3 protein-coding genes and 1 pseudogene are annotated in these 2,996 nt (G+C 66.5%); 3 read left to right on the forward strand and 1 reads right to left on the reverse strand.

Annotation, left to right across the window (positions count from 1 at the left end; all coding sequences use genetic code 11):
- Both EOA28_RS30960 and EOA28_RS41010 read left to right on the forward strand, forming a co-directional pair.
- Positions 1–398 (forward strand): annotated as a pseudogene (locus tag EOA28_RS30960) (hypothetical protein); the annotation flags it as partial.
- Between the two features lie 574 nt (positions 399–972).
- On the forward strand, positions 973–1,095 hold the full coding sequence (locus EOA28_RS41010) for a hypothetical protein (RefSeq protein WP_281058744.1): 123 nt from the start codon (positions 973–975) through the stop codon (positions 1,093–1,095).
- A 465-nt stretch (positions 1,096–1,560) separates the two neighbouring features.
- Here the strand turns inward: EOA28_RS41010 and EOA28_RS30965 are convergent, their stop codons facing one another.
- On the reverse strand, positions 1,561–2,469 hold the full coding sequence (locus tag EOA28_RS30965; RefSeq protein WP_127252658.1) for a LysR family transcriptional regulator: 909 nt from the start codon (positions 2,467–2,469) through the stop codon (positions 1,561–1,563).
- Positions 2,470–2,603: 134 nt separating this feature from the next.
- On the opposite strand from EOA28_RS30965, the gene EOA28_RS30970 reads away from it, so the two are divergent.
- A partial coding sequence (locus EOA28_RS30970; RefSeq protein WP_128315623.1) for an MFS transporter occupies positions 2,604–2,996 on the forward strand: 393 nt, incomplete at its 3' end.

Here is a 2,996-nt window from a genome sequence, read left to right on the forward strand (position 1 = left end):
GCCTGTACATCCATGTCAGGGAGGCCGGCGGCGATGCCCAGTTCTTCTTCAGCCTGTTCCCTCAGTCGCAGCCGGGCAGCGTGCTGGGCGGCTATATGTGCGGTACGGCCATCATCGGCCCCGAGGCGCAGCCCTCGTTCACCAGGATCATCATGGTGCGCCTGCGCGACCCGGTGCCCGGCACCTCAGAATGGGGCGGATATCTGCTGCCGCAGGGGTCGCTCGCCACCGATCTGGCGGCGCTCGGCATCGCCATCGAGCATCCAGAGGCGGTTGACCGGCTGCTGGGACGATTCCTCGGTGCAGACGGCGAGGGTGACGTCGGCCAGATTCCGCCGGCCGAATTCCGCGCCATCCTCGATGTCTTCGACCGCCGTTGGCTGCAGCATGCCGGCTAATTGTCCTGTGTCATTCCCGGCGCGCAAGCGCGATCGGTTACGTTGGAAGCAGCGGCAGAACTGGAATCCGGGACCGGCCAGGAGCGGGCGGTACACTGCATGTGCCCGCCCGTCCGGCGCCGCCGCCAAGCTGCTGAAACCCCGTCCGTCCCCAACAGCAACGGTCATGGCGTGACCAGTGCTTGCGGAGTGCCATTGGCGCGGTGCCCTGTCAACGCCGTCGCCGAGGGCTCAAGAAGCGCCTTTTTAGCCGCCCTTTTCGCGCTCGAAGCACGCTCGGCAGTCAGGCTGGGGCCACGGCGAAGAGCCATGAAATGGCGGAATTCCGGGCATTTCCGATGTCCAGCATACCGCGCCGCACATATATGCGTATCCGCTTGAATAAGCTGATTTTTCGCCAGACGGACTGTCCCTTCGATCCCGACTTTTTTTGGGTGCATTTCGCAGCGCGGCATCGGGCCACCGGCAGCGGCCGATTTTCCCTTGAAGCGGCATCGGAGGCTCTGTGAGCCATTTCATGATGTTCTCATGAAATGCATGGTAGAGTATGGCGCAAGCGAAGGGGGAAGTTGCGATGGCCAATCGGTTGTTCGAGATCCTTGCCAGACGGCGCGGGTGGCTGGACCGGGTCGCGTTGGGGCTGCTTGTCTTCCTGGCGACCCTGGTCGCCGCGCTGATGGGCGGCGCCAGCGCCTAAAGCAATTCCGGCAAACGGATCGACTATTCTCTGTCCGATCGCTTTGAATTCGAAGGTCGCGGGCCTGAGCCGCACCGGCCGTGATTCACCTCTCGCCGCTCAGTCCTGCAAAAGAGGAGATGCGCCGTAGCCGCGCAGGCCGGTTCCGTTGCAGGCCTGGCAGGAAACCCGTTGTCCGGGGCACTGTCGCGCAACGTGCCCGAGGGACAGCATGAGCTTTTCGACGCCACCTGCTTTTCACACTCGAACACCTTGCCGGCGCCCAGGCACCGGGGGCACGCGAACTTCCTGAATTCGCCCAAGCGAGCCTCCGGCTGTTGCAAAAGCGCCCGGCAACGCGCTGACCATGCCATGGGTTCCATGAACGGCACGGTTTTTCTTGCGCGCAGTATACGTTAGTAAAGGCTAACGTTAACGAAGTGCCTCCCGCGGCGCATCGTTGGTTCCTCGCCGCGTCAATCCCTTTCAAGGGCCGGGATTACGCGCCCCGCCGCACACCTCCTTCACCAGCCCCCGCAGCCACCGATGCGCCGGATCGGCATCGAGCCTCGGATGCCACAACAGCGAGATCGTCAGCGGGGCAAGTTTGACCGGCAGTGAAAAGGTGAACAGGCCCTCGCGCAGCGTGCCCGTATAGCGCTCCGGCACCGTGGCGATGAGGTCCGAGCCCCGCGCCAGCGCCAGCGCCTCGGCGAAGCCGCCGACCACGGTCGCGATCGTTCGCGTCAGCCCCGCGAGGTCCAGCGCGTCGTCTACCGGGCCGCGATCGAGCCCGCGCCGCGAGATCAATATGTGGCGTCCGGCCGCGAAGCGGGCGGCGGTGACGCGGCCTTCGCTCAAAGGATGGCCGGCCCGCGCGACGCCGACGAAGCGGTCGCGGAACAGCGCCCGCGAGCGCACCTCCGGCCCGGTCGTGGTGCCGATCACGCCGGTCTCCAGATCGACCGCGCCCTCGCGCATCGGTCCGCTGTCCTTGTCGGGCTTGGGCACGAAGCGCAATTGCACGCCCGGCGCTTCCCGCGACGCGCGGGCCAGCAGCGCCGGGCCGAAATTCTCGACGAAGCCGTCGCTGTTGCGCAGCGTGAAGCTGCGGTTGAGCCGGGCGAGGTCGAGCCGCTCGGCGGGCCGCAGCATCGCTTCCGCCTCCTTGACCAGCCGGCCGACTTCCGCGCCGAGCTCCGCGGCGCGCGGCGTCGGCACCAGGCCTCGCCCTGCGCGCACCAGAAGCGGATCGCCCGTCGCCTCGCGCAGCCTCGCCAGTGCCCGGCTCATCGCCGAAGGACTGAGCTTCAGCCGCCGCGCCGCCTTGGCGACGCTGCCTTCGGCAAGCAGCACATCCAGCGTGACGAGCAGGTTGAGATCGGGTCGCGACATAAGCGCAACCATAGCATGGTTGTCGCTCGATGACATGGCGTTTCGTGCACTGATCAAGTGCAAATGCTGCGTGTTCCGCCATATCGGCTGGACGCCTATCTTCCCGGCGCGTTTCACCCGACGGAGAAGACATCATGGCCGATATTGCCGAGACCCGCGCCGCGCCCGTAAGCCATTCAACGGCGGGCGCGCTGGCCAGCCTGTCTCTGGCCATGCTGGTCTCCTCGCTCGCCACCAGCATCGCCAATGTCGCGCTGCCGACGTTGAGCGTGGTCTTCGCCGCCTCCTTTCCGGCGGTGCAATGGGTGGTGCTCGCCTATCTGCTGGCCATCACCGCGCTGATCGTCAGCGTCGGGCGCCTCGGCGATCTCGTCGGCCGCCGGCTGCTGCTGATCGCCGGCCTGGCGCTGTTCAGCGCCGCCTCGTTTGCCGCCGCGCTTGCCCCGTCACTGGCGCTGCTGATCGCCGCGCGCGCCGTGCAGGGGTTGGGCGCGGCGGTGATGATGGCGCTGACAATAGCCATCGTC

This window comes from Mesorhizobium sp. M2A.F.Ca.ET.067.02.1.1 (assembly GCF_004023285.1).
GTDB lineage: Bacteria > Pseudomonadota > Alphaproteobacteria > Rhizobiales > Rhizobiaceae > Mesorhizobium.

What these genes read in the sequence shown, in the direction of transcription:
- EOA28_RS41010 (WP_281058744.1), top strand. Translation starts at nt 973, where the DNA reads ATGGCCAATCGGTTGTTCGAGATCCTTGCCAGACGGCGCGGGTGGCTG.
- EOA28_RS30965 (WP_127252658.1), bottom strand. Translation starts at nt 2,469, where the DNA reads ATGTCGCGACCCGATCTCAACCTGCTCGTCACGCTGGATGTGCTGCTT.